The organism is Nonomuraea thailandensis (assembly GCF_024172165.1).
GTDB lineage: Bacteria > Actinomycetota > Actinomycetes > Streptosporangiales > Streptosporangiaceae > Nonomuraea > Nonomuraea thailandensis.
The window spans coordinates 12494592-12520238 of record NZ_JAMZEB010000002.1; the positions used below are offsets into that span (position 1 = coordinate 12494592).

The 25647-nt window shown below is 73.4% G+C and carries 21 protein-coding genes; 10 read left to right on the plus strand and 11 right to left on the minus strand.

What is annotated here, in order from left to right; translation table 11 throughout:
• Positions 1-19: 19 nt before the first annotated feature.
• On the plus strand, positions 20-1237 hold the full coding sequence (gene entS / locus HD597_RS62115) for an enterobactin transporter EntS (RefSeq protein ID WP_253758772.1): 1218 nt from the start codon (positions 20-22) through the stop codon (positions 1235-1237).
• A 102-nt stretch (positions 1238-1339) separates the two neighbouring features.
• On the opposite strand, the gene HD597_RS62120 is transcribed toward entS, so the two are convergent.
• Together HD597_RS62120 and HD597_RS62125 are read right to left on the minus strand one after the other, a co-directional pair.
• Positions 1340-2410 carry a serine hydrolase gene (locus HD597_RS62120; RefSeq protein WP_253758774.1) on the minus strand — a complete coding sequence of 357 codons (1071 nt, stop codon included), beginning with the start codon at positions 2408-2410 and terminating at the stop codon, positions 1340-1342.
• A gap of 96 nt (positions 2411-2506) precedes the next feature.
• On the minus strand, positions 2507-3880 hold the full coding sequence (locus HD597_RS62125) for a cytochrome P450 family protein (protein ID WP_253758776.1): 1374 nt from the start codon (positions 3878-3880) through the stop codon (positions 2507-2509).
• A gap of 112 nt (positions 3881-3992) precedes the next feature.
• On the opposite strand from HD597_RS62125, the gene HD597_RS62130 reads away from it, so the two are divergent.
• Positions 3993-4976: an aldo/keto reductase gene (locus HD597_RS62130; protein ID WP_253758778.1), complete on the plus strand. Its 984-nt coding sequence runs from the start codon at positions 3993-3995 to the stop codon at positions 4974-4976.
• Between the two features lie 134 nt (positions 4977-5110).
• On the opposite strand, the gene HD597_RS62135 is transcribed toward HD597_RS62130, so the two are convergent.
• Positions 5111-6631 carry a carboxyl transferase domain-containing protein gene (locus HD597_RS62135; RefSeq protein WP_253758780.1) on the minus strand — a complete coding sequence of 507 codons (1521 nt, stop codon included), beginning with the start codon at positions 6629-6631 and terminating at the stop codon, positions 5111-5113.
• Positions 6628-7482, minus strand: a complete 855-nt coding sequence (locus HD597_RS62140) for a fumarylacetoacetate hydrolase family protein (RefSeq protein WP_253758782.1) — start codon at positions 7480-7482, stop codon at positions 6628-6630. Before HD597_RS62140 ends, HD597_RS62135 begins: the two co-directional genes overlap by 4 nt.
• Positions 7483-7555: 73 nt before the next feature.
• Here HD597_RS62140 and HD597_RS62145 point away from each other — a divergent pair, with 73 nt between their 5' ends.
• On the plus strand, positions 7556-8269 hold the full coding sequence (locus tag HD597_RS62145) for a FadR/GntR family transcriptional regulator (RefSeq protein ID WP_253758784.1): 714 nt from the start codon (positions 7556-7558) through the stop codon (positions 8267-8269).
• A 13-nt stretch (positions 8270-8282) separates the two neighbouring features.
• Positions 8283-9536 carry a DUF3500 domain-containing protein gene (locus HD597_RS62150; protein WP_253758786.1) on the plus strand — a complete coding sequence of 418 codons (1254 nt, stop codon included), beginning with the start codon at positions 8283-8285 and terminating at the stop codon, positions 9534-9536.
• On the opposite strand, the gene HD597_RS62155 is transcribed toward HD597_RS62150, so the two are convergent.
• From HD597_RS62155 to HD597_RS62170, 4 genes are read right to left on the minus strand one after another with little or no spacing between them, the layout of a single operon-like run.
• Positions 9533-9688, minus strand: a complete 156-nt coding sequence (locus HD597_RS62155) for a hypothetical protein (protein ID WP_253758788.1) — start codon at positions 9686-9688, stop codon at positions 9533-9535. The two genes, HD597_RS62150 and HD597_RS62155, sit on opposite strands and share 4 nt — an antisense overlap.
• Positions 9678-10256 (minus strand): hypothetical protein, encoded by a 579-nt coding sequence (locus HD597_RS62160; protein WP_253758790.1) that lies wholly within the window; start codon positions 10254-10256, stop codon positions 9678-9680. The genes HD597_RS62155 and HD597_RS62160 overlap by 11 nt, the downstream gene beginning before the upstream one ends.
• 34 nt (positions 10257-10290) lie before the next feature.
• Positions 10291-11721, minus strand: a complete 1431-nt coding sequence (locus tag HD597_RS62165; RefSeq protein WP_253758792.1) for a M81 family metallopeptidase — start codon at positions 11719-11721, stop codon at positions 10291-10293.
• A gap of 17 nt (positions 11722-11738) precedes the next feature.
• Entirely contained in the window at positions 11739-12878 is a 1140-nt protein-coding gene (locus tag HD597_RS62170; protein WP_253758794.1) for an ROK family transcriptional regulator, read from the minus strand.
• Between the two features lie 197 nt (positions 12879-13075).
• On the opposite strand from HD597_RS62170, the gene HD597_RS62175 reads away from it, so the two are divergent.
• The 4 genes from HD597_RS62175 to HD597_RS62190 are packed head-to-tail and all read left to right on the plus strand — an operon-like array spanning position 13076 to position 18663.
• A complete protein-coding gene (locus tag HD597_RS62175) occupies positions 13076-14812 on the plus strand; it encodes a peptide ABC transporter substrate-binding protein (protein WP_253758796.1) in 1737 nt (578 codons plus the stop codon).
• A gap of 3 nt (positions 14813-14815) precedes the next feature.
• A complete protein-coding gene (locus tag HD597_RS62180; protein WP_253758797.1) occupies positions 14816-15775 on the plus strand; it encodes an ABC transporter permease in 960 nt (319 codons plus the stop codon).
• Positions 15772-16650 (plus strand): ABC transporter permease, encoded by an 879-nt coding sequence (locus HD597_RS62185; RefSeq protein ID WP_253758798.1) that lies wholly within the window; start codon positions 15772-15774, stop codon positions 16648-16650. Before HD597_RS62180 ends, HD597_RS62185 begins: the two co-directional genes overlap by 4 nt.
• A 15-nt stretch (positions 16651-16665) precedes the next feature.
• Entirely contained in the window at positions 16666-18663 is a 1998-nt protein-coding gene (locus HD597_RS62190) for an ABC transporter ATP-binding protein (RefSeq protein ID WP_253758799.1), read from the plus strand.
• On the opposite strand, the gene HD597_RS62195 is transcribed toward HD597_RS62190, so the two are convergent.
• Both HD597_RS62195 and HD597_RS62200 read right to left on the minus strand, forming a co-directional pair.
• Positions 18660-19232, minus strand: coding sequence for a dihydrofolate reductase family protein (locus tag HD597_RS62195; RefSeq protein WP_253758800.1), 573 nt, complete (start codon positions 19230-19232; stop codon positions 18660-18662). The two genes, HD597_RS62190 and HD597_RS62195, sit on opposite strands and share 4 nt — an antisense overlap.
• Positions 19233-19324: 92 nt before the next feature.
• Positions 19325-20143: an alpha/beta fold hydrolase gene (locus HD597_RS62200; protein WP_253758801.1), complete on the minus strand. Its 819-nt coding sequence runs from the start codon at positions 20141-20143 to the stop codon at positions 19325-19327.
• Between the two features lie 273 nt (positions 20144-20416).
• On the opposite strand from HD597_RS62200, the gene HD597_RS62205 reads away from it, so the two are divergent.
• Together HD597_RS62205 and HD597_RS62210 are read left to right on the plus strand one after the other, a co-directional pair.
• Complete coding sequence (locus HD597_RS62205; protein WP_253758802.1) at positions 20417-22036, plus strand: DUF6351 family protein; 1620 nt, start codon at positions 20417-20419, stop codon at positions 22034-22036.
• 91 nt (positions 22037-22127) lie between these two features.
• Positions 22128-22868 (plus strand): alpha/beta hydrolase, encoded by a 741-nt coding sequence (locus HD597_RS62210; protein WP_253758803.1) that lies wholly within the window; start codon positions 22128-22130, stop codon positions 22866-22868.
• A gap of 7 nt (positions 22869-22875) precedes the next feature.
• Here HD597_RS62210 and HD597_RS65590 read toward each other — a convergent pair whose 3' ends face one another.
• The gene (locus HD597_RS65590) at positions 22876-25599 is read right to left on the minus strand and encodes a helix-turn-helix transcriptional regulator (protein WP_308210946.1); all 2724 of its coding nucleotides are present in this window, start codon (positions 25597-25599) and stop codon (positions 22876-22878) included.
• Positions 25600-25647 lie beyond the last annotated feature (48 nt).

The following is a 25647-nucleotide window of genomic DNA, read 5'->3' on the forward strand; positions in this document are numbered from 1 at the left end:
TAGCAGAAGAGAGGGGCCCATGCGCCTCGCCCTGGACGTCGCCCCCCTCCGCAACCCGGCCTTCCGCCGGGTCTTCCTCGCCCGCACCGTGGCGCTGTTCGGCATCGGGTTCGTCATGGTCGCGGTGCCGCTGCAGGTCTTCGCGCTGACGGGCTCGACGGCCGGGGTGGCGTTCGTGAGCGTGGCGGTGGGCGGCTCCGCGCTGGCGGGCACCATGCTGGGCGGGATGCTGGCCGACCGCGGCGACCGCAGGCGGCTGATCATCGGCGCTCGCGCCACGGCCGCGATCGCGTTCGCGGTGCTGGCCGGGAACGCGCTGCTGCCGGAGCCCCAGCTCTGGGTGATCTACCTGTGCGGGATCGCCGAGGGGGTCGCCAACGGCGTGTCCGGGTCCGCGCTGATGGCCGCCACGCCCAGCATCGTGCCGCGCGACAAGCTCGCCGCGGCCGGCGCCCTGATGGCGGTCATGGCGGACCTCGGCTCGGTGGCCGCGCCCGCGCTGGGAGGGCTGCTCGTCTCCGCGACCGGGTTCTGGGGCAACTACGCGGTGTGCGCCGTCGCGGGGACCCTCACCGTGACACTGCTCGGCCGGCTCCCGCCCCTGCCGCCGCCGGAGACCGCCACGAGGGAGTCGCTGCCCCAGGCGCTGCGCGCCGTGGCCGGGTACGTGCGCCGCGACAGGATCGTCGGCCCCACGCTGCTGGCGGGGCTGGTCGCGGGGCTCCTGTCGGGCTGGAACGTGCTGCTGCCCGCGTTCGGCCAGGAGGTGCTCGGCCTGCGGCCGGACGGGCTCGGCCTCCTGTACGCCGCCCCCGCCGCGGGCGCCCTGGTGGGCTCGCTGACCAGCGGCTGGATGGGCTCCGTCGCCCGCCCCGGCCGGTTCGTCATGGGCGCGCTGCTGCTGTCGGGGGCCGGACTCGTCGTCGTCGGGCTCACCGGGTGGTTCGCCGTGGCGATCGCGGGCCTCGTGCTCTTCGGCGCGGGCCGGGTGGTCGGGGACGTGCTGCGCTACACGATCGTGCAGGAGCACACGCCCGACCAGTACCGTGGCCGGCTGGCGGCGCTGTGGTCCGCGCAGATCACCGTCGGCGTCTCCCTGGGGGCCGCCGCGGCGGGCGGGTTGTCCGCGTTCGTGCCTGCGGGCGGGGCGTTCCCCGTCTACGGTGCTCTGGGGATGGCGGGCGCGGTCGTGCTGGCGCTGCTGCTGTCCACGCTGCGGCGGCTGCGCCGGAGTTGAAGGACGGTCTCACGGTGGCGCCGCAGCCGAGGGAGATCTCGCGCCGCCTCAGCCGGCTGGGACTTCGCGCCGCCTCAACTCATGCCAAGGCTTCACGCCGCCTCAGCCCTGCCGGGCCAGGGTGTCGGTGACGAGGCGGCTCACCTTGCCCACCGCCTGCACGCCCGCGCCCATCGAGCCGTGCCGGTCGGAGATGACGGCGATCAGGTACGTGTGCCCCCGCGTCCGTACTTGCCCGATGCTGTTGACCGTCCACCGCCCGCCATGCCGGGCACGCGGCAGCCAGCCGTTCTTGAGCGCGACCTCCGCCCCCTGCCGCCCGGACGCGCTCACGCCCCACGCCTGCCCTGGGGTCACGCCGCCCATGAGCCCCAGCACGTACCGGCGGTTCTTCGCCGACAGCGGGCTGCGCGGCGAGGTCAGGGCGGCCAGCAGCCGGACCTGGTCGGCGGCGCTGGTGGTGGTAGAACCCCACGCCCCGCTCGGGTCGGGCCTCGTCTCTCGCAGGCCGAACCGCCGGTTGGCGGCGGCCAGCCCCGGCGCGCCGCCGATCGCCGACCACAGCGCCGAGGCGGCGGCGTTGTCGCTGACCCTGATGGCCCGCGCGGCGGCCCCCCGCTCCGCGGCGGTCAGGCCGCGGCGCTGGCGCTGGGCCTTGAGCAGCAGCGCCATCACGATGTCGACCTTGACGATGCTGGCCGTGGCCGTCCTGAGCCCCGGGTTGTAGGAGTAGGACAGGCCGGTCGAAAGGTCCCGCACCGACACCGCCACCTGGCCGGGAACGGCGCCGAGGTAGCGGCCGATCGTCCGGGTCAGCGGCTTCCTGAACGAGGAACGGCCCAGCGGCTTCCCGGACAAGGGACGGCCCAGCGGTCTCCCGGACGAGGGGCGGCCCAGCGGGGCGGTCAGACCTGCGACGGTCCCGCGCAGGACGGACGGATACGCGGCGGCGACCTGCGGCCCCAGGGCCAGGAACGTGGCCGCCATCCGGTAACCGTCGAGCCCGCGCCGCAGCGCGAGGGTGTACCGGCCGGGAGCGCCGTCCGCCGCGCACGGGGCAGATCCGCAGACGGGAGTGCCGAGTAAGGCCGCCGCCTGGACCGTTCCAACGGTCGTTCCGGTGATCGCCAGCGCCAGGGCGGCCGTGGTGAGCGCGCGCGCCTTCACATTCATGCATCCCCCTTGTGCGCACCGCCCCCGGTGCGTCCCCCGGGTGGCGGGTCCCGGCCACCCCGCGCGCCGGGACCACCACCTGATATGTGTGCGGCGTCAGCCGTTTGTCGTTGTTTCGCCCGGGACGGCCCGGTGGATGACGGATGCGGTGAAACGCACCGGCAGGGCGACGGGGCCGCGGGTGATGCCGGCGGGCAGCCGGCGCACCTCGGCCGAGGGGTCGGCCCAGGCCAGCTCGGGCAGCCGGGACAGCAGCACGCGCAGTCCGACGGCGGCCTCGACGCGGGCCAGCGGCGCGCCCAGGCAGTAGTGGATGCCGTGACCGAAGGCCAGGTGCCGCGGCTCGGAGCGGGTCACGTCGAGGCGGCCGGCCTCGTCCGGCGGGAGGGCGTCGCGGCTGGCCGAGGTGAGGGCGACCGCGACGGCCTGGCCGGCCCGGATGTGCTGCCCGCCGAGCGTGAGGTCCTCGGTGGCGAAGCGGGCGGGCGTGGTCTCGACGGGAGCGTCGTAGCGCAGGAACTCCTCCACCGCCCCCGGGATGAGCTCCGGCCGGGCCCTGAGACGCGCGGCCTGCTCCGGGTGGTCGAGGAGGGCGGCCAGGGCGTTGCCCAGCAGGTTCACGGTGGTCTCGTGGCCCGCCACGACCAGCAGGACGGCGGTGCCGAGCAGCTCGGTGTCCGACAGGCGGCCGTGGTCGTCGTCGTGGACGCGGATGAGCTCGGAGAGCAGGTCGCCGGCGGGGGCGCGGCGCTTGTCGGCGAGGAGGCCGCGCAGGCAGGAGTTGAGCGAGAGCAGGGCCGCCCGCTGCCGCTCCGAAGGGCTGCTCATGCCCTCGCGGGTCCAGCGCTGGAGGTCGGCGCGGCGCTCCTCCGGGACGCCGAGCAGCTCGCAGATGACCGCCATGGGCAGCGGCCTGGTGAACGAGGCGACCAGGTCGGCCTGGCCGGTGAGGAAGGCGTCCGCGCCGGCGGAGGCGAAGGCGTCCCCGTCGTCAGCGGAGGCGATGGTGTCCGCGCCGGTGGAGGTGAAGGTGTCCGCGCCGGTGGAGGCGATGGTGTCCGCGCCGGTGGAGGCGAAGGCGTCCACGAGCCGGTGGGAGAGCTGCTCGATGCGCGGGGCGAGCCGTTCGGCGGCGCCCGCGGTGAACGCCTTGGACGCCAGGCGGCGCAGCCTGGTGTGCTCGGGAGGATCGGCGGTCAGCATGTTGCCGCCGAAGCCGGAGCCCGCGAGCATGATGTGCTGCCCGGCGGCGCGCAGCCGCTCGGCGAACGGCTCGGGGTCCTTGCTCAGCTTCGGGTGGGCCAGCGCCTCCCGGCCCAGCTCGTACTCGACGACCAGCCAGACGGCCGAGCCGTCGGCGGAGCGCACGCGGTGGATCGGGCCCCGTTCGCGCAGCTCGGCGTAACGGGCGTGGGCGTCGGCCTTGAAGTCGGGAGTCCCGACGAGGATGGCGTCATCGCGGGTGGTCATGACTCGAATGCTCCGCCCGATGACATATCGGACGCCAGTGCTTCTTGACCTGGAGCCTGCTCCAGGTGGCAGCGTCGTCCTCGGAAGCGGCCATGGCACGAGGGAGCCTGACATGATTTTTCGGCAGCTGGGGCGGAGCGGCATCCAGGTGAGCGCCATCGGGTTCGGCGCCTGGGCCATCGGCGGGCCGTTCGTCTCCGGTGGCAAGCCGGCGGGATGGGGAGAGGTGGACGACGACGAGTCCGTCGCGGCGGTGCGCCACGCGCTCGACCTCGGGGTCACGTTCTTCGACACCGCCGACGTTTACGGCACCGGCCACAGCGAGCGCGTGCTCAGCAGGGCGCTGGCGGGGCGGCGGGACGAGGTGGTCATCGCCACCAAGTTCGGCAACGTCTTCGACGCGGGCACCCGTACCGTCACCGGCCGGGACATCTCGCCCGGCTACATCCGCCAGGCCTGTCAGGCGTCGCTGGAACGACTGGGCACCGACCGCATCGACCTGTACCAGCTCCACATCGGCGACGCGCCGCTGGAGCAGGTGGACGACCTGGTCGCCACGCTGGAGGGGCTCGTCGACGACGGGCTGATCCGCGCCTACGGGTGGAGTACCGACGACCCGGAGCGGGCGGCGGCCTTCGCCAAGGGGCCGCACTGCGCGGCGGTGCAGCACGAGCTCAGCGTCCTGCGCGACGCCCCGGCGATGCTGGCGGTGTGCGGGACGCACGAGCTCGCGTCCGTCAACCGGGGGCCGCTGGCGATGGGGCTGCTGTCCGGCAAGTACGGCCCGCAGTCCCGGCTGCCGATGAACGACGTGCGCGGGGACTCGCCGGGGTGGATGACGCTCTTCCGCGACGGCCGGCCCGCCCCTGAGTTCCTTGCCATGATGGAGGCGATCCGTGACATCTTGACCTCCGGTGGCCGCACCCTCGCGCAGGGTGCGCTGGGCTGGCTGCTGGGGCGCAGCGATCGTACGGTGCCGATCCCCGGGATCAGGACGGTGGCCCAGGCCGAGGAGAACGCGGGCGCGCTCCGGCACGGGGCGTTGAGCGCGGCGGAGCTGGCCCAGATCGGCGAGCTGCTGCAACGACCGGCCTGACCCGGCGCCCGGGCGCCCCGCTGAAGGCGGCCTGGCGGACCGAGCATGCCCGCTTCGGTGCCGGAGGGCGAGTGCGGGCTTCGGCGCTGGAAGGCGAGTGCGTGTTTCGGCGCTGGTGAGCGCGTGCGTCTGCTTCAGCGCTGGAGGGCGATCTGGCGGACGCACTCGTCGGCGATGCGGCGGGCGAACCCGGCCGGGTCCTCGTGCGCGGGCACGTGCTCAGGCACGACGGCGTGCACGATCCCCTCGGCGAGCAGGTCGGCCGCGCGCACCCGCTGCCGCCTGGCCACCGCGGGCGCCTGCTCGGGCCCGCCGTGCAGGATCGCGCTCGCGCCCTCCGGCGGGAGCGGCGACAACCACGCGTTGCCCGCCGCGATCACCCGGCGGGACGGCAGCAGCGCCAGCGCGCCGCCGCCGGTGCCCTCGCCCAGCAGCACCGAGACGGTGGGGACGGTGAGCTCCACCATCTCGGCCAGGCACCGGGCGATCTCGCCGGCCAGCGCGCCCTCCTCGGCCGCCGCCGAGAGGTCCGCGCCGGGGGTGTCGATGACGCAGATCAGCGGCAGGCGCAGCTCCTGGGCGATGCGCATGCCGCGGCGGGCGCCGCGTAGCGCGGCCGGGCCCAGGGGGCGGTGCTGGGACTGGGTGCGGCGGTCCTGCCCGACGAGGACGCAGGGGTTGCCGGAGAACGAGGTGAGCGCCAGCAGGAGCGCGTCGTCGGTCTCGCCGAGCTGCGTGCCGTGCAGCGGCAGGACGTCGTCGGCGGCATGCCGGAGCAGCTCCCGCACGCCGGGCCGGTCCGGGCGCCGGGTCAGGGTGATCGAGGACCACGCGTCACTCCCGATCGAGGACCACGCGTCACTCCCGGCGGGCCGGGATGCAGCGCGCTCCCCGGTGGAAGCCTCCGCGTCGCCGCCGGTGAGCGCGGAACCCGGGTCGCCGCCCGCGGCGCGCGGCGCGCGCGCAGGAGCGTCCGGGCCGGGAGTGCCGGAGAGGAGGGCGAGGGCGCGGGCGGCGATGTCGGCCAGCTCGCCCGCGGGCACGACCGCGTCCAGGATCCCCTTGTCGACCAGGTTCTCGGCCACCTGAACCCCTTCCGGGAACGGCTCCCCGCGCAGCGTCCGGTAGACGAGCGGCCCGAGGAAGCCGATGAGCGCCCCTGGCTCGGCGACCGCGACGTGCCCGAGCGACCCCCAGGAGGCGAACACGCCGCCGGTCGTGGGATGGCGCAGGTAGACGAGGTACGGCAGCCCGGCGGCCTTGTGCGCGACGACGGCCCGGCTGATCTCGACCATCCGGACGAACGCCGGCGTGCCTTCCTGCATGCGGGTCCCGCCCGAGGCCGGCGCGGCGATCAGGGGCAGGCGCTCGCGCGTGGCCCGCCGGACGGCGGCGACGATGCGCTCCGCCGTGGCCACGCCGATGGAGCCGCCGAGGAAGCCGAACTCGCTGACGACGAGCGCCGCCGCGTGCCCGCGGATGGACGCCCGCCCGGTGAGCACCGCCTCGTCGGTGCCGGCCCGCTCCTGCGCGCGCCGGAGCACGGCGAGATAGCCGGCATCATACGCCGCACGATCGATCGGCTCGTCCCAGGAGCGGAAGCTGCCGGGATCGACCGTGGCCTCGATCAGGGCGCGGGCGGACGGCCTGGTCATGCGGGCCGCAGCCGGGCGTCGTTGCCGACGATGGGATTGCGCAGCGTGCCCAGGCGCTCGACCTCGACCTCGACCTCGTCGCCCGGCTGCAGCAGCCACGGGGGAGTGCGGGCGTAGCCGACCCCGGCGGGCGTGCCGGTGGCGAGCAGGTCGCCTGGCCGCAGCGTGAACGTGCGCGAGATCAGCGAGAGCGTGTCGCCGACGGTGTAGACCATCTCGTCGGTGCTGCCGTCCTGCACGACCTCGCCGTTGACCCGGGTACGCACCCGCAGGCCGTCGCGCAGGTCGCCGACCTCGGCGGCGGGCACCATGGGGCCGAGCGGGCCGGAGCTGTCGCCGTTCTTGCCGAGGATCCACTGGCTGGTCAGCTTCTGCGCCCTGCGCGAGGTGAGGTCGTTGAAGGCGGAGTAGCCGACGACGGCGGCCAGCGCCTGCTCGGGGCCGGCGTCCACCAGCGGCGCGCCGACGTACGCGACGACCTCGCCCTCCCAGTCGAGGCCGTCCTCGTTCGCCGGGACCGGCACCGGGGCGCCGTCCACGGTCAGCGACTGCGTCCACCGGGCGAACAGCGTCGGGTGCGGCGGCAGGTCCTTGCCGGCGAAGGAGCCCTCGGCGACGTGCTTGAGGTAGTTCAGTCCGATGCAGATCACGCGGGCGCCGGGCAGCACCGGCGGCACGAACGTGACCTCCGCGGCGGCTGCCGTGTCACCGGCGGGCTCCCGGGACAGCAGGCTCCGCGCGTCGGCCCAGAACCGCTCCAGCGACGCCAGCACCGCGACCTCCGCGCCGTCGGGCGACAGCGACGCCACCTCGACCGGGCCGCCGTTCCGGCGGATGCCCACGATTCTCATCGGTCACCTCTTCTGGTACGGAAGGGTACGAACCCTTCTAAAGGTTCGCAGGTTTGTGCTTAGATGTCGGACTATGCCGCAGAGCTCCTCCTCCGGACAAGCCCTGACCGGCCTGGGCCAGGGCGCTCGTACGCGTGCCGAGCAACTGGCAGCCCTGCTCGACGACCGGATCCGCACCCGCGGGCTGGCCCCCGGCGAGCCGGTGGGGACCCTGGAGTCGCTGCGCGCGGAGACCGGCCTCGCCTACGCCACGGTCAGCGAGGCCGTCCGGCTGCTGCGTGACCGGGGCGTGCTGGAGATCCGGCCGGGGCGCGGCGGCGGGCTGTTCGTCGCCGAGCGCGGGCCGGTGGTGCGGCTGCGGCACACGTTGCTGAGCGTCGAGGAGGAGCCCGGCACGGTCGCCGACGCCATCGAGCTGCGCGACCACCTGGAGGAGCTGATCGACGTCGGCGCCGCCCGCCACCGCACCGGCCGGGACATCGCCGACCTGCGCGGCCTGCTCCGGCGACTGCGCGCCGCGCCCGACTGGAACGGCTTCATGCGCGCCAACTGGGCGCTGCACGAGCGGATCGCCGCGATCAGCCCCAACGCGATGGCGCGGGCGGTCTACACCGGCACCCTGGGTCACCTGGGCGCCGCGTCGTCCCGCTTCGACGACGACCCGGCCGCCGCCGCGGGCTACCGCGCCGAGCGTTACCAGGTCCACGCCGACCTGGTCGAGGCGATCGCGGGTGGCGACGAGGCCGCCGTCCGCGCGGCCGTCGCCCGGCACAACACCACCACGTGAGAAGGGGCCCCGCATGCCCGGTGAGTACCGCCAGTACCTGTTCCCGCACGATCACCCGAGGCTGGCCGGGGTGCGGGGCCTCGACCCGTACGCCTACCGCGAGTTCGCCAGGAAGCCGGGCACGTTCACCGGCGGCCTGGTCGAGGGCTGGACGCCGCTCTACAGGAACGACTTCCACGGCGTCACGGAGAACGGCGTCCTGCGCGGGGGCCTCCACCCGCTCAGGCCCGCGGAGCCGGGTGAGGAGGCGCCGGTCGAGGCCATGGTGGCGGCCGCGGACGACCTGCTCGCCGCCCTGGACGGCGAGGGCCGCGAGCGGGTCTCGTACGCGGTGGACGCCGCGGAGTGGCAGACCTGGGCCAACCCGGAGTTCATGCAGTTCGACACCGGCCTGCGGCTGGACCTGCAGCCGGAGGCGGTGCGCGAGCGGGCGCTGGCCCTGGTGCGCGCCTCGCTCTCCCCGGAGGGCTTCCGGCTGGCGCACGCGATGATGCTGGTCAACGGCTTCCTCGGCGAGGTCGTCGGCCTGGAGAGCATCCTCAACGAGTACAGCTACAACCTCGCCCTCTACGGCGCCCCCGACCTGCGGGCCCCGTGGGGCTGGCAGCTCTACGGCCACCACTGCGCGATCAACTGCCTGGTCGTCGAGGGGCGCATGGCGCTGTCGCCGGTGTTCCTCGGCGCCGAGCCCGACGAGATCGACGCGGGCCCGCACGCGGGCCTGCGCGACCTGTTCGCCGACCGGGTGGAGCTCGGGCTGCGGCTGATGGCCGCCCTGCCGGAGGAGCAGCGGCGCCAGGCCGTCGTGTACGAGCGGATGGTCGACCCGGCGATGCCGGAGGGCCGGGTGCATCCGGGCGACGAGCGGCACCTGGCCGGGGCGTTCCAGGACAACCGGGTCATCCCTGTCGAGGGGGTGCGCCTCGACGGGGTGCCCGCGGAGGCGCGGGAGCACGCGCTGGCCGTCGCCGAGTCGTTCGTCCGGCTGCTGCCGGAGGGGCCGCGGGCGGCCAGGATGCGGGAGATCGCCGGGCACCTCGACGAGACCTGGTTCTGCTGGATCGGCGGTCACCGGCCGGGTGACGTCTTCTACTACCGCCTGCAGTCGCCGGTGCTGATCGCCGAGCTCGACCACCACTGCGGGGTGTTCCTCGACTACGACACACCCAAGCCGTTCCACGTCCACACCGTGCTGCGCACCCCGCACGGCAACGACTACGGGCGCGCCTGGGTCCGGCAGTGGCAGGAGCGGGAGGCCGGGCGCTAGCGGGCCCGGCGCACCCGTACCGCGAGAAGGATCAGGACGACGGGAAGGAGCACGTGCAGCACCCATCCGGGTGTGACGGGGTTGATCACTTCCGCCGAGGACGACGTGCATCCGAGCACCGGCAGCCAGCTCATCATCAGGTCACTGACCACCAGGGGCACCACCGTCAGCCAGCCCACGCACCGGCCCGCCGGCCGGTGGCCGGTGCGCGCCAGCAGCGCCCACAGCCCGAAGCCCACGGGCGACCACGAGCGGCTGCGGGAGGAGTGACAGGACGGCCGCCACGGTCAGGATCTCCGGCACGTTGCCGAGCGCCGTGAGCAGCGCCGCCGCGGCCAGGCAGGCGAGCGTGATCAGCAGCAGGTCGTTGCCGTCCCAGGGGAGGAAGCGCAGCGCTCCGCCGGAGATCAGGGTCAGGGCGGCGTCCGGCCCGCCCACGGCGTGCTGGATCAGGGCCGCGTTCCTGACCTCCTCCTCGCTGGGCAGGCCCAGCCCGGTGATCAGCGGCGCGGCGGCGGCCACGGCGAGCACCGTCAGCAGCCCGGCGCCCAGCCACGGCGCCCACCGCCTGCGCCGCAGCACCACGACGGGCACGACCAGGAGCGCGGTGATGGCCGCGCCGGCGGCGAGGTTCGCGGCTCTGGGCACGATGACCGCGGGCAGCAGCGGCACCAGGAGCGCCAGTGCGCATAAGCCGGGTAAGGCGATTCTGTACGACACGAGCGACGGGACTATCGCTCCCGCAGCGCCCGTGTCAACCTCCCAGCACGGCGTCCCGGTCCAGCGGGAAGATCGGCCGGTTCAGGTTGCGGTACGGCAGCCGGTGCAGGTCCTGGTCCACACCCCCGGGGGTGAGCGCCAGCATCCAGCCGTCCGCCGCCTCGAACAGCTCCGGCTCCAGGTACCCGATCTTGACCGTGACCACGTCCACCCCGGCCACGTCCACCCCGAGCCGCCGGTACGACTCCAGCAGCCGGTACTGCATCCGGCGCGAGGTCAGGAAGACGCTCAGCCCGCCGATGCGCACGCTGACCACCCGCCCGCCGTCGGGGTCGTCGGCCACGGCCTCCAGCGTGCCCTCCAGCGGCAGCGGCCCGGGCGGGCGGGCGTCCACCCGGCCGCCGGCGCGCACACTGACGGGCGAGCCGACCGGCAGGTGCGCGACGGCCGCCACCGCCTCCGCGTCGAACAGGGAGGCGTAGACGGCGCGGACGGAGCCGTCGCGGATCCCGGGCCTGGCCAGCATCCGCTCCAGGGCGTAGGTGACGTCGTCGGCGCCGCCCGCGCCCGGGTTGTCGCCGGAGTCGCTGATGAAGTACGGCCGGGCCGAGCCCTCCTTGAGCGCCGCGTCCAGGCACTCGTCCATGGACCCCGTGGGAGCGACGAAGGCGAAGTCGTCGCGCGCGTCCCAGAACGCCTGCCCCAGCTCGCGGGCCGCCTGCTCGGTGGCGGCGGCGTCAGTGCCGGTGGCGACGACCGCGCCGGTGCAACGCGGCTCGTCGGCCCAGGCGAAGCCGATCCAGACGGCCGCGTCGATCACGCCGGGCCTGGCCTCGATGTCCGGGATGCGGGCGTACAGGCCGCGGGCGGGCTCCACGCGGGTGCTGGTCATCTCGCCGGGCAGCAGGATCGGCACGTGGACCAGCGACTTGTGCGGGCGTCCGCCTCGCTGGAGCGCTTCGACGAGGTTGCGGGCGGCGCGCTCGCGGGTCTCCCAGACGTCCACGTGGGGCGCGGTGCGGTAGCAGGTCAGCAGGTCGCAGCCGGCGAACAGGGTGTGCGAGACGTTGCCGTGCAGATCCATCGCCGCCGACACCAGCGGCTCGGGGCCGATCACGGAGCGGACGGCGCTGATCAGGTCGCCCTCGGCGTCCTGGCGGCCGACGACGCTCATCGCGCCGTGGATGTCCAGCAGCACGCCGTCGAAGGAGCCGTCGGACAGGCCCTGGACGATCTCGGCCCGCCAGGCGTCGTACGCGGCGGCCTCGACCGCCCCGCCGGGCAGGGCGCGGGCGTGCACGATCGGCACCCACTCCACCTCGGCCGCCCACGGCTCGCCGAGCCAGTCGTACCTGCCGAGCAGGGCCTGGCCCCGGGTGACCTCGAAGTCGGCGGTGCCGCTGAGGTGCGGCGAGAAGGTGCTGGACTCGATGTGGACGCCGCAGATGGCGATGCGCAAGGACACGTTTACCGCTGTGCTTTCTAGGAGGGACGGATGTCGGCCGTCTCCCGCAGGAGCTGGCCCAGCCCGATGAGGGCCGCGTCGGGGCCGGCGATGCTCGCCTCGATGGACAACGACTGGGTCAGCGGCGGCAGGCACCGCTCGTAGAGCATGCCTTTGACGGCCGCCACGTAGACGTCGAGGCTCGACAGCGCGCCGCCGATGACGACGCTGTCGGGGTTGAGGAAGTTGACCAGCCCCGACAGCGCGACGCCGAGCAGCCGGCCGGCCTGGCGCACCAGGGTCACCACGGCCGGGTCGGCGTTGATGGTGGCGGCGATGACGTCGCGGATGTCGGCCACGGGCAGGCCGCGCCCGGCCAGCTCGCGGGCCAGCGCGGCGCCGCTGGCGGCGGTCTCCAGGCAGCCGCTGCCGCCGCAGGAGCACTCGCGTTCGCCGCTGTCGGCCACCCGCACGTGGGTCAGGTCGCCGCTCAGGCCGCGCCCGCCGCGGTAGATCCGGGCGCCGCTGACCAGGCAGCCGCCGATGCCGCTGCCGGCCTTGACGTAGATCATGTCGCCGGTGTCGCGCCGGGTGACGTACTCGCCGATCGCGGCGGCCTTGGCGTCGTTGTCGACGACGGCGGTCACCTGGAAGCGGGCGCGCAGGTCGCTCTGGACGTCGTAGCCGCTCCAGCCCGGCATGCGGGCGGGGCCGACGAGCCGTCCGTGCGGGAAGTCCACCGGGCCGGGCAGCGCCATGCCGACGGCCAGCAGCCGCCGGCCGGGCGCGTGGGCGGTCCTGACGCTGTCGAAGGCTCCCGCGATCCGGTCGAAGATCGCCTCGGGGCCCGCTCCTATGTCGACGGCGAACTCCTCGGCCGTCAGCAGCGCTCCGGAGGGCGAGCACAGGCCGACGCGGGCGTGGCGGGCGCCCAGCTCGGCGACGGCGAAGACGCCGCCGTCCTCGCGCAGGCGCAGGATCCTGGGCCGGCGCCCGCCGGTGGAGGCGCCCACGCCCTCCTCCAGGATCGTGCCGTCCTCCAGCAGGCGCCGCACCACGCTGGAGACCGTGGAGGGAGCCACCTGCAGGATCTCCACCAGATCCGCGCGTGAGACGGCCTTACCGCTGGCCAGCAGGCTCAACGCCTGCTCACGCAGATTGGCGGGCTCCTCCGGCATGCCTCTCCTCTCCCTGGAAGGAAGACCATCATCGAGCAAGAAGACGATCACCACTAGATGCCTTCGCCGCGGACTCTACATCGAAATAAGTGTCACGAACAAAGTAGATTTTTCGCATTGACTTACCACTTGTACCTCTATACATTCTCCGGCTGAACGGCCCCTGGAGGGCAGCCCACGTCTCGACGAGGAGAATCATGGGGACGAGAACCCGCATCGTGTGCGGCGTGGTGGCCATCGGGCTGGGTCTGAGCGCCTGCAGCGGAGGCGGCGCCGGCGGCGGCGCGCAGCAGAGTGGCGGCGGCGCGCAGGGCACGGACACCGCGACCGTGGCGTTCCGCACGCCCAACTGGATCCTGCCGATCTCGGCGCCCGGCTTCACCCAGGGCGAGAACGACATCTTCTCCACCGCCCTGTACCGCAAGCTGTACAGCTACAAGCTCGACGGATCCAGCCCCGACAACGTCGACCCCCAGCGCTCGCTCGCCGAGCCGCCCGCCGTCAGCGACGGCGGCAAGACGCTGACCATCACGCTCAAGGACAACACCTGGTCCGACGGCAAGCCGATCACCACCAAGGACGTGCAGTTCTGGTGGGACCTCGTCACCGCGAACAAGGACAAGTGGGCGTCCTACAAGCCCGGCGGCTTCCCCGACAACATCGACAGCTTCAAGGTCAAGGACGACAAGACCTTCTCCCTGACCACGAAGAAGGCGTACAACGCCGCCTGGTTCGTCGGCAACCAGCTCAACCGGATCGTCCCGCTGCCCCAGCACGCCTGGGACCGGGGCGATGCCAAGAAGACCTTCGAGGAGCTCACCGCCGCCTCGAAGGACCCCAAGTCGTACGCGACCAACCCGCTGTGGAAGACCAACAGCGGCCCGTGGAAGCTGCAGAGCTACGTGCCCAGCGGCGAGGTCGTCCTGGCCAAGCAGGACACCTACTCGGGCACCGACAAGCCGAAGCTGAACAAGATCGTGCTGCGGCCGTTCACCGGCGACGACGCCGAGTTCAACGTGCTGCGCGCCGGCCAGATCGACTACGGCTACATCCCGCCGGCGAACCTGTCGCAGAAGGCCTACCTGGAGTCGAAGGGTTACAAGGTCGCCCCCTGGTACGGGTGGTCGATCACCTACCTCCAGCTGAACTTCAACAACCCCAAGACCGGGGTGCTGTTCAAGCAGCCATACCTGCGCCAGGCGCTGCAGATGCTCGTCGACCAGCCCACGATCAGCAAGGTCATCTGGTCCGGCATGGCCGCGCCCACCTGCGGCCCGGTTCCCGCCAAGCAGGGCTCGCCCGCCGGCCAGGGCTGCGCCTACCCGTTCGACCCGGCCAAGGCCAAGCAGCTGCTGGAGAGCCACGGCTGGAAGGTCACGCCCGACGGGCAGACCACCTGCGCCGACCCCGCCCTGTGCGGTGAGGGCATCGCCAAGGACGCCCCGCTGAGCTTCACCGTCACCAGCCAGTCCGGCTTCGCCGCGACCACCAAGATGTTCGCCGAGATCAAGTCGGCGATGGCCAAGGTCGGCGTGCAGCTCACCATCAAGGAGGTGCCCGACTCCGTCGCGGTCACCCCGGCCTGCAAGCCGGAGGAGTCCAAGTGCGACTGGGACATGTCGTTCTTCGGCTCGCAGGGCAGCTGGTACTACCCGGCCTTCGCCTCCGGTGAGCGCCTGTTCCAGACCGACGCCCCCGTCAACCTCGGCAGCTACAGCAACCCCGAGGCCGACGAGCTGATCGAGAAGGCGCAGTTCTCCGACGACGCCGCCGCGCTGCAGGAGTACAACGACTTCCTGGCCAAGGACCTGCCGGTGCTGTGGATGCCGAACCCCGTCTACCAGATCTCGGCGTACAAGTCGGGGCTGCAGGGCGTCGAGCCGCAGGACCCGATGAACCTGATGTACTTCCAAGACTGGTCCTGGAAGAGCTGACCGTTGACCCGGTACCTCCTCACGCGCCTGGGCCAGGCCCTGGTCATCGTGATCCTGGTGACGCTGATCACGTTCGTGATCCTGCACCTGCTGCCGGGAGGCGCGGCCAGGGCCATCCTGGGCAAGGAAGCGACGCTGGAGCAGATCGCCGCCTTCAACCACGAGATGGGGTACGACCGGCCGCTGTGGCAGCAGTACGCGATGTACCTGCAGCGGCTGGTCCAGGGCGACCTCGGCTACTCCTTCCAGCTCAACCAGTCGGTGGCCGAGGCCATCGGGCAGCGGGTGCCCAAGACCATGCTGCTGTCGCTGGCCTCGACGCTGATCGCGGTCGTGGTGGCCGTCCCGCTGGGCGTGGTGCAGGCGGTGCGGCGTAACCGCTGGCCCGACTACACCATCAACGGGCTGTCGCTGCTGGCGTACGCCACACCCATCTTCTTCATGGGTCTCATGATGATCATTCTGTTCTCGCAGGTGTGGCCGGTGCTGCCGCCCGAGGCCCCGCAGGGCTTCACGATGGCGGAGGTGCTGGCCGACCCGGCCGGGCTGGTGCTGCCCACGCTCACGCTGGCGATCCTCACCGTCGCGGTCTACTCCCGCTACATCCGCTCGTCCATGGTCGACAACCTGAACGAGAACTACGTCCGCACGGCCCGCAGCAAGGGCCTGTCGGAGGGCCGGGTGATCGTCGGGCACACGCTGCGCAACGGCCTGTTCCCCGTCATCACCCTGCTCGGCATGTACCTGCCCGCGTTGTTCAGCGGCGCCCTGGTGGTCGAGCGGCTGTTCAACTACCCGGGCATGGGGCTGCTGTTCTGGCAGGCGGCGCTCAAGCGGGACTATCCGATCCTGCTCGGCGTCACGCTGCTGATCTCGGTGGCCACCGTGCTCGGCGCGCTGGTCGCGGACGTGCTCTACGCCGCGGTCGATCCGCGCGTACGACTCAAGGCAGGCCGCTCATGACCGCTCAGGAAGAGGCGCGGCCCGTACGCGGGATGTGGCGGCAGGGCCTGGAGGTCTTCTGCGAGAACCGGCTCGCCCTGGTGGGCGTGGGCCTGTTCGTGCTGCTGGCCGTCTTCTCCTTCCTCGGGCCGCTGTTCTACCAGACCGACCAGGTGCACACCGACCTGACCAAGGTGTACCTGGCGCCCGGCACGGACGGGCACCCGCTCGGCACCGACGGCGTCGGCTACGACCAGCTCGGGCGGCTGATGCTCGGCGGGCAGACGTCCATCGTGGTGGGCCTGGCCGCCGGTCTGCTGGCCACGGTCGTGGGCACCGTCTGGGGCGCCATCGCCGGGTTCGCCGGGAGCTGGGTCGACGCGGTGATGATGCGCGTGGTCGACGCGATGATGTCGATCCCGGCGCTGTTCCTGTTCATGCTCATGGCCTCGATCGTGACGCCCACGGTGCCGATGCTGATCGTCATCATCGGCGCCTTCGCCTGGCTCGGCCCCGCGCGGCTGGTCCGCGGCGAGGCGCTGACGCTGCGCACCCGCGAGTACGTCATGGCGATGCGCGGCATGGGTGGCACCGGCGGGCGCGCGGTGCGAAGGCACATCATCCCCAACGCCATCGGCACGGTGATCGTCAACGCCACGTTCCAGGTGGCCGACGCGATCCTGTACGTCGCCTACCTGTCGTTCCTCGGCCTGGGAGTCCCGCCACCCGCGGCGAACTGGGGCGGCATGCTGTCCGACGGCCTGTCGGACACCTTCAGCGGCAACTGGTGGCTGCTGTACCCGCCGGGCATCGCCATCATCCTCATCGTGCTCGCCTTCAACTTCATCGGCGACGGGCTGAGGGACGTCTTCGAGGTCCGCCTCCGGCGGCGCTAGCAGGAGGTTTCGTACATGGAGGTTCCCAGCGAGCCGCTGCTGCGGCTGCGCGGCCTCAGCACCGACATCGCGCTGCGGCGCGGCACGGTGCACGCGCTCGACCAGGTCGACCTTGAGGTCAACCAGGGCGAGACGCTCGGCATCGTCGGCGAGTCGGGCAGCGGCAAGACCATGACCGTGCTGTCGGTCATGGGGCTGCTGCCCTCCGGCGGCAGCGTCGTCGGCGGGGAGATCCTGTTCGACGGCCGCGACCTGCGCACGATGGAGGCGGCCGAGCTGCGCCGGGTGCGCGGCGTGGAGATGGGCATGGTCTTCCAGGACCCGCTCACCTCGCTCAACCCCACCATGCGCATCGGCGCCCAGGTCGCCGAGCCGCTGCGCGTGCACCAGAAGGTGAGCAAGGCCGAGGCGCGCGAGCGGGCCGTCGAGATCCTGCGCCGGGTCGGCATGCCCCGTCCCGACAAGATCGTCGATGACTACCCGCACCAGCTCTCCGGCGGCATGCGCCAGCGCGTCGTCATCGCCATGGCGCTCATCCGCTCCCCGCGCCTGCTCATCGCCGACGAGCCCACCACGGCGCTGGACGTCACCACCCAGCGCCAGATCCTGGAGCTCATCGACGACCTGCGCGAAGAGTTCAAGATGGCGGTCATCCTGGTCACCCACGACCTGGGAGTGATCGCCGGCCGCGCCGACAGGGTAGCCGTCATGTACGCCGGACGCGTGGTCGAGACCGCCACGACCGCCGAGCTGTTCCGCGCGCCGCGCCACCGCTACACCGAGGCGCTCATGCGCGCCCTGCCCGAGTCCGCCGCCGACGGCCGCCTCTACAGCATTCCCGGCCTGCCGCCGGACCTGTCACGGCCGCTGACCGGCTGCCGCTTCGCGCCGCGCTGCGGCTTCGCCACCGACGAGTGCCGCACCACCGACGTCACCCTCACCGGGGACGGGCACGCGTTCGCCTGCCTGCACCCGGTCACCGAGCCCGTGGCGATCGCGGCGTCGGCAGGCCACGGCCGGGCCGCGTCCGGCGCCGCCGCCGAGCCGATCCTGACCGTGCGGGACCTGGTCAAGGAGTACGACGCCGGCGGCGCGGGGCTGCGCAGGACCGCCGGGCGCGTCAGCGCCGTGGCCGGGGTGTCCTTCGAGGTCAGGCCCGGCGAGACGCTCGGCATCGTGGGCGAGTCCGGCTGCGGCAAGTCCACCGTCGGCCGCCTCGTCGCCGGCCTCGAAGCCCCCACGGGCGGCCGGATCGTCGTGGACGGCACCGACCTCGCCGGCCTGGACCGGCGCGCCCGCCACCGCATGCACCGCGAGGTGCAGCTCATGTTCCAGGACAGCTACGCGGCCATGAACCCGCGCATGCGCATCGACTCCATCCTCACCGAGCCGCTGGAGATCCAGCAGGTCGGCGACGCCGCCGCCCGCCGCGCCCGGGTGAGCGAGCTGCTCGACCAGGTCGGGCTGCCGCGGCGGGCGCTGGAGCGCTACCCGCACGAGTTCTCAGGCGGGCAGTTGCAGCGCATCGGCCTGGCCAGGTCGCTGGCGCTGCGGCCGCGGCTGATCGTGGCCGACGAGCCGGTCAGCGCGCTGGACGTGTCGGTTCAGGCGCAGGTGCTCAACCTCATGCGGGACCTGCAGGGCGAGCTCGGCCTGTCGTACGTGTTCATCAGCCACGACCTGTCCGTGGTGGACTACATGGCCGACCGCATCGGCGTGATGTACCTGGGCAAACTGGTGGAGGTGGGTCCCGCCGGCCAGGTGGTGCGGGCGCCGCGCCACCCGTACACGCAGGCGCTGCTGGACGCCGTGCCCTCGCCCGACCCCGGCCACACGCCCAGCCCGGACACGACCATCCGGGGCGAGCTGCCGAGCGCGCTCAACCCGCCGACCGGCTGCCGGTTCCGCACCCGCTGCCCGCTGGCGCAGGACGTCTGCGCCACCGAGCCCGTCCTGGAGGGCGGCGCCCACCAGGTCGCCTGCCACTTCCCCCTCCGCCTGGAGCAGGACTAGCGCCGGACGCGGTAGAGCAGGTGGAGGACCCGGTCGCCCCGGACGACCACGTGCGGGTCCTCCAGCAGGTGCTGGGCGTCGACCGAGCCGAAGTAGCGCCTGCCCGAGCCGAAGACGACCGGCACGACGTCCATCGCCACCTCGTCCACCAGCCCGAGGGCGAAGGCCTGGCCGCCGGCCTCGCCCGCCGCGACGGCGACGTCCCGCTCGCCCGCGAGCTCCCTGGCCAGCGCGACCGCCCGGGTCACGTCGTCCACGAAGTGGTACGACGCCTCGGGGTGCCATCCCTCGGGCCTGGGCCGGTGGGAGAGCACGACCACGTGGTCGCCCGTGGGCGGCCTGCCCTCCCACCCGTTGGTGATGTCGAACAGGCGCCGCCCGATGACCATCGAGCCGATGCGGGCCCAGACCGGGTTGACGTAGTCGGCCGAGACCTGCGAGACCTTGCCGATGCCGCCGAGGTCGGCGGTGCCGTTGCCGTACCAGTCGAACAGCGGGCCGACCTCGTCGTGCGCGTCGGCGATGAAGCCGTCGACCGAGACGACGTTGTGCATGATCACGTTGCTCATCACATCTCCAGAGCGTGCTCGAAGGTGGTTTCGGTAACGCGTCGATCGTGCGCCGCCGGAATCGACATCGCCCCGGAGAATTTCCGCCTCCGCTACCCGGCGGTGGCGCGCGCGGCGCTCTCGATGACCCTGGCCACGGTCTTCGGGTGGGAGACGGCCACGGAGTGGGAGGCGCGCACCTCGGTGACGTGGGCGCCGGCGCGCTCGGCCATGAAGCGCTGCACGGCGGCCGGGATGTTGAGGTCCTGGGTCGTGATGACGTCCCAGCTCGGCTTGTCCTGCCAGGCGGCGACCTCGGCCTTCTCCTCCAGGGCCGACTGCGCGATGGGCCGCTGGGTGGCGGCCATGAGCGCGGCCTGGCCGGCCGGCACGTCGGCGGCGAACTGGTGGCGGAACTTGTCGGCCTTGATGTAGAGGTCGGTGCCGGTGCCGCCGCCGGGCAGGGTGAACGGCGTGGGGTCGAGGGCGTCGGGGAGCGTGGAGCCGGGGAACTTGTTCGTCAGCTCCAGCGCCGTCTCGCCGGGGGCCGGCAGGAAGGCTGCCACGTACACCAGCGCCTTGACCTCGGGGTCGTTCGCGCCGGCCGTGCTGATGACCGAGCCGCCGTACGAGTGCCCGACCAGGATCTTGGGGCCCTTGACGTGGTCGAGGACGCTGCGCAGCGCGGCCGCGTCGTACGCCGGTCCGCGCAGCGGGTTGGCCGCGGCGACGACGGGATAGCCGTCCCGGCGCAGCTCCTCGATCACCCCGTTCCAGCTCGACGCGTCGGCGAAGGCGCCGTGCTCCAGCACGACGGTGGGCTTGGCCCGCCCGGCCGTGGTGGCGCCCGCGGGCCCGGTCACCGCCAGCGCGCCGATCGCGACACCCGCCGACAGGGCGCCCAGCAGGAGCCGCCGCTTGATGCTGACCATGAGACTTCCTTCCGAAGAGGTGGATCCAAGGGGGGCGCCCTCACTCTGGGCCGCGGCCGGGCTCGGCCACATCAGTCACATGACGGTCATTCGGCTGCGGTGAGAAAAGTCCAGGGCGCCGTCGTGCGTCGGGCCGTACGCGAGCGGCCCGCCGGTTCCGGCCGTCATGTGACTGATGTGCCGCGCCCGCCGGGCGGGCCAGAGTGGGCACCGCACCAGGGACCGGCCGGACCTGCTGCTCAGCGACACGCTTACTCGATTGATGGGAACCTCATGAAAAGACTCCTGGCCGTCCTGGCGGCCGGTGTGCCGCTGGCGGCGGCGATCTGCCTGCCGACCAGCGCCGCGGTGGCCGCGGTCGCCGCGCCGTTCGACTGCTCGTCGTCCATCGCCGTGAAGGCGCCGGCGGGCACCACGGTGGAATCCGTGACGGCGCAGCGCCGCGAGGCCGGCACCGTGACCGTCCCGCCGGTGACGCCGCTGCCCGGCACCGAGGTCCCCGGCGTGCCGGCCCACTGCGCGGTCACGGTCACGCTCGCCCACCCGGGCGTCGGCGACCACGCCAAGGTGCAGGTCTGGCTGCCCGAGACGGGCTGGAACGGCCGGTTCCAGGCGGTCGGCGGCAGCGCCTTCGCCGCCGGCGACTACGGCGCCGCGCTGGCCGGCGCGGTCAAGACCGGGTACGCCGCCGCCACCACCGACGCCGGCGTCAGCACCTACATCGACACCGCCTGGGCCCTGAACAGCGCGGGCGAGGTGAACAAGGAGCTGCTGAAGAACTTCGCCGACCGGTCCCAGCACGAGATGACGGTCGTCGCCAAGCAGGTCATCGCCGAGGTGTACGGCAAGCCGGCCTCCTACTCGTACTGGAACGGCTGCTCGACCGGCGGGCGCCAGGGCTACATGGAGGCCCAGCGCCACCCCGGCGACTACGACGGCATCCTCGCCACCGCCCCGGCCATCAACTGGGACGAGTTCGAGGTCGCCACCCTGTGGCCGCAGGTGGTGATGAACGAGGAGGGCAACTTCCCCGCCCCCTGCGAGCTCGCCGCCTTCAACCAGGCCGCCGTCAAGGCGTGCGACCCGCTCGACGGCGTCCGTGACGGCGTCATCGGCGAGCCCGCCAAGTGCGACTTCGACCCGCGCAAGCTCGTCGGCAAGACGGTCGAGTGCGAGGGCGAGCAGGTGACCATCACCGCGGCCGACGCCACCGTGGTCCGCAAGATCTGGGACGGCCCCCGTACGCCGTCGGGCAAGAAGCTCTGGGCCGGTCTTCCCGTCGGCGCCGGCTTCGACCTCGCCGGCACCCAGGTCGGCCCCGACGGCGACCGGGTGGGCGCGCCGTTCCCGGTCCCGGCCGCCTGGGTCGCGACCTGGCTGAAGCGCCGGCCCGCCTTCGACCTGACGACGATCACGTACGCCGGGTTCGCCAAGCTGTTCGCGCAGTCCCAGGCCCAGTACGACGCGGTCATCGGCACCGACGACCCCGACCTGTCGGCGTTCCGCAGGGCCGGCGGCAGGCTCCTTACCTGGCACGGCGGATCCGACCAGCTCATCCCCACCCAGGGCACCGTGGACTACCGCGAGCGGGTGGAGCGGGCCATGGGCGGCTCGCACCGCGTCGACGACTTCTACCGGCTGTTCCTCGCCCCCGGCGTCGACCACTGCGGCAACGTCACCAGCACCGGCCCCGTGCCCACCGACGCCCTGGGCGCCCTGACGGCCTGGGTCGAGCAGGGCAAGGCCCCGCAGACGCTGAGCGCCGCCATCAAGGACGCCTCCGGCAGGACGGTCACGCGCGAGCTGTGCCTCTACCCGTCCGTCTCCCGCTACACCGGCCACGGCGACCAGGCCGACGCGGCGAGCTACCGGTGCGCGAAGCCCCGGCACTGACCGATCCGCGCCCCGGGGCCGTCCAGCGGCGGCCCCGGGACGGGGTCCTCCCCTTCACCAGCGGCCCACGTCCAGCGCTTCCGGAGGCTCCGTGAACCCCACTCCCGTCGTCTTCATCCACGGCGCGTGGCTGCACGCGCTGTCCTGGAAGCCGTGGGGCGAGCGCTTCTCCAGCCTCGGCTACGCCGTCGCGGCACCGCTGCGGCCGGGGGAGCCCGCCACCGTGGCGGAGGCCCGCCGGCAGCCGGAGAGCAGCCGTGAGCTGGGGCTCGACGCCCTCACCGAGCACTACGCGGGCATCGTGCGCTCCTTCGACACCCCGCCGGTGATCGTCGGCCACTCGGTGGGCGGGCTGATCGCCCAGCACCTCCTCGGCGCCGACCTGGGCCGCGCCGCGGTCGCCATCGCGCCCGCCCCGGCGAACGGGGTCGCGCGGGAGCCGTGGCCCGCGTCACTCGACGCGGAGCTGTTCCACCGGCTGCTCGCCAACGCGGTCACGCGGGAGGAGTCGGCCCGCCTCTTCGAGCGGCACGCGGTCCCCGCGCCGTCCCGGCTGCTGGCCGAGCTGGGCGGCGACGACCCGCATCCCCGCGCCACCGTGGACACCGGCAACACCGCCCGCGGCCCGCTGCTGCTGATCTCGGGGCAGGAGGACCTGCTGGTGCCCGACTCGGCCACCAGGGCGGTGTACAAGCTGTACGGCGACTCGACGGCGGTGACCGCACTCAAGCAGTTCCCCGACCGCGGGCACTCGCTGGTGCTCGACAGCGGATGGCGGGCGGTCGCGGACTACGTCCTGCGCTGGCTCGCCGAACGGGGCATCCGTGCCTGACCGGCACTCAACGGGGGAGCTTGCCCAGGGCGTCGCGCAGCGCGGCGCGGGACGTGATGCCCAGCTTCGGGAAGACCCGGTAGAGATGCGAGCTGACGGTACGCGGGGACAGGTGCGTCCGCTCGCCGATCTCCTTGTTCGTCAGCCCGCCGGCGGCCAGCTCCGCGATCCGGCGCTCCTGCCAGGTCAGCTCGGCCAGGTGCGACGACGCGGCGCCGGCGGGCGCCCCCGAGGCCCGCAGCTCCGCCTGCGCCCGCTCCGCCCAGCCGGCGGCGCCCAGCCGGTCGAACGACTCGGCGGCGCGGGCCAGCAGCGGCCGCGCCGCCCTGGGCCCCTGGGTGTGCCTGAGCCGGATGCCGCGGGCCAGGCGGATGCGGGCCAGCTCGAACGGGAAGCCGGCGGCTCCCGGCTCGGCCTCGGCGCGCGCGTACATGTCCGCCGCCTCCTTCTCGTCGCCGCTCGTCATCGCCACCGCGCCGTACGTGATCACGGCCAGCCGGGGGGAGACGCCCGGCAGACCCGCGTCCAGCGCGGCCCTGGCGTGCCGGTGGGCCTGATCGAGGCGGCCGGTGTGCACGGCGGCCTCGACCAGGTCGAGCAGCGTGCGCGCGGCCTGATGCGCGTACGGCTCGAACGAGCCCGGCCGCGTGATGCCGATGGCGTGCAGGTAGGCGGCCTCGTAGTCGCCCTCGCTGAGGGCCGCCGCCGTGCCGACGGCGTCCGCGATCTGGGTCAGGAACCCGACGCCGCGCGGGCGGGCCCAGGCGTCCACGACCGCCTGGGCCTCGCGGGCCTGCTCCAGCCGGCCGCGCACGGCGGCGAGGAGGCCCAGGTAGGCGCGGGTGTGGTGGGCGAACAGCACGTTCCCGTGCGCGGTGTTCAGCTCCAGCGCGCGCCGGCCCGTCCGCTCGGCGTCGTCCCACTCGCCCGCGGCGAGCTGGTCGAGCATGATCAGGTGCAGCATCGTCATGCCGTTCGCCACGGCGCCGGTCTCCACCTCGCGGTCCACCGCGCGCTGCAGGTGGGGGCGGTACCTGCTCAGCGTGTCGACGTGGTACGCGGCCACGGCCAGGCGGGAGACGTCCCACGGCTCCAGGGCCGACACGTCGGCGAACGCCCGCTCGACCCGCTCGTCCACGCCCGCCCCGTGACGGACCACGTCGCTCCACGCGTCGCGGTAGAGGGCCGAGCGCGGGTGGACGCGGTCGCCCAGGGCGCGCAGCAGCTCCTCCGCCCGATGCCAGGAGACGGCGTCGCCGGCGTACTGGCTGGTGGCGAGCAGCAGGTCCACGAGCCGGGTGAGCACCTCCGGGGATTCGTCCGCCAGGTGTTCGATCGCCGCCGCGACCCGGTGGTGCGCGGAGCGCACGTCGCCGTCCTCGTACAGGGCGACGTACGCGCCGGCGATGGCCGTGGCGGGGGACTCGGCCGGGCCCGGCGCCGGATCCGAGCGGACGAGTCTCTGCGCCTGGTCCAGGAGCGCGGCGTGCCCGGCGATGAACGCGGCGTCGCCGAGCCGCCTGGACCGGTCGGCCGGGGTCTCGCTCAGCTCCGCCGCCCGGGTCAGCCAGGCCACGGCCGCCACCGCGCCGCCGCGCCGGGTCGCCGACTCGGCCGCCGCCTCCAGCGCGGCGGCCACCTCCTCGTCGGGGTCCACCCGCGAGGCCGCCAGGTGACGCGCGCGCCGCTCGACGTCGCCCTGGTGCAGCCGGGCGAGGTCCGCGTGCGCCGCGCGGCGCTGGTTCGGCGTGGCGAGCTGGACGACGGTCGAGCGGACCAGCGGGTGGCGGAAGACGAGCTCGCCGGTGACGGGGTCGGTGTCCAGCAGGCCGGCAGCCACCGCCTCGCCGGTGTCGCGCATGCGGTAGCGCCTGCCGGGGGCGCGGGTGCGGCCCTGGCCCGCTCCGACGCCGTCGAGGGCGCCGCGCAGCAGTTCCTCGCGTACGGGGGCGCCGAGGCGGTCGATGCGCATGCCGTACACGTGCTGGAGGCGGCGTGACAGGGGGACGGCGCCGAACCCGGGCAGCTCCTCGGCCCCCACGTGCGGCGGGAGCTCCACGAGGGCCAGCGGGTTGCCCATGGCGTGCTCCAGGACCACGCGCCTGGTGTGCGGGCCGAGCCCCGGATGGCGCAGGTCCAGCAGCCGCCCGGCGGCCTCGTCGGGCAGGGGCTCCAGCGCCAGCTCGGGCAGCGCGGCCGTGTCGAAGCGCGAGCCGACGTCCGACCGCACGGCGATCAGCATCTTCACCGCGCTGCCCGCCAGCCTGCGCCCCACGAACCCGCACACCTCGATGCTGGAGGCGTCCAGCCACTGGCCGTCGTCGAGCAACAGCAGCAGCGGCCTGCCCGACGCCGCCAGGGTCAGCAGGTCCAGAACGGCGATGCCGAGGGACATGACCGACGGCGTCCCGCCCTCGCGCAGCCCGAAGGCGACGTCGAAGGCGGCGCGGTGCCCATCATCCAGCCCGGACAGGTGGGGGAGCAGGGGGTAGAGGAGCTGGTGCAGGCCCGCGTAGGGCAGCTCGGACTCCGCCTCGACGCCGGCGGCCCTGATCACGTCGTGCGCGGGGGCGGCGAGGGTGGCGGCGTGGTCGAGCAGGGCGCTCTTCCCGACACCGGTCTCGCCTCTGAGGACGAGCGCCTGGCCCTGGGCGGACGCCAGGAACGCGGACAACTCCGCCCGCTCCCCGTCCCGCCCCACGATCGCCGCCCCCGCGGCTGCCTGCCTCACCGTCTTCGCCCCCGCCGTCGCCTGTTCCACCGTCGCCTGTCCCCCCGG